We start from the raw sequence: 564 nt of genomic DNA, 5'->3' as shown, positions 1-564 counted from the left end.
GGATAGGAAGTGGCGCCTAGTAGCCACGCAGCGGTGGCACGATGCCCACGGCCGCCAGCGCAACAAGGGCCTGCCGGCGGCGGGTGCCATGCGGGGGTGAGAACATCCACCTCTCTCCTGAAGCTGCGAAGGCGCTTGCGATCGTAGCCAAGCCCCGAAGGCCCTGCACGGAGCGCCCACCGCCATGTTCGTCTTCCGCCAGCTCTTCGACCCCACTTCGTCGACCTACACCTACCTGCTCGCCGACCAGGGCGAGGCGCTGCTCATCGATCCGGTGTTCGAGCAGGCCGGCCGCGACGCCGCGCTGCTGCGCGAGCTGGGCCTGACCCTGCTGGCCACGCTGGACACCCATGTCCATGCCGACCACGTCACCGCGGCCTGGCTGCACCGGCAGCGCCTGGGCAGCCGCATCCTGCTGGCGGCGGCGGCCGGCGCCAGCGGCGCGGACCGAGCGCTCGCCGACGGCGACACCGTGGCCTTCGGCAGCCGCCAGCTGCAGGTGCGCGCCACCCCCGGCCACACCGCGGGCTGCCTGACCTACGTGCTCGACGACCAGCGCATGGC

The 564-nt window shown here is 72.3% G+C and carries 1 protein-coding gene; it reads left to right on the top strand.

All coding sequences use genetic code 11. From position 1 onward, the window contains the following. Positions 1-184: 184 nt before the first annotated feature. On the top strand, positions 185-564 hold a 380-nt coding region (locus AC01FP_RS18865), incomplete at its 3' end, for an MBL fold metallo-hydrolase (RefSeq protein WP_474482472.1).

It is taken from the genome of Cyanobium sp. NIVA-CYA 375 (genome assembly GCF_056108345.1).
The sequence above is the reverse complement of the archived record's forward strand: the minus strand, read 5'-3'. Positions and strand labels throughout refer to the sequence as shown.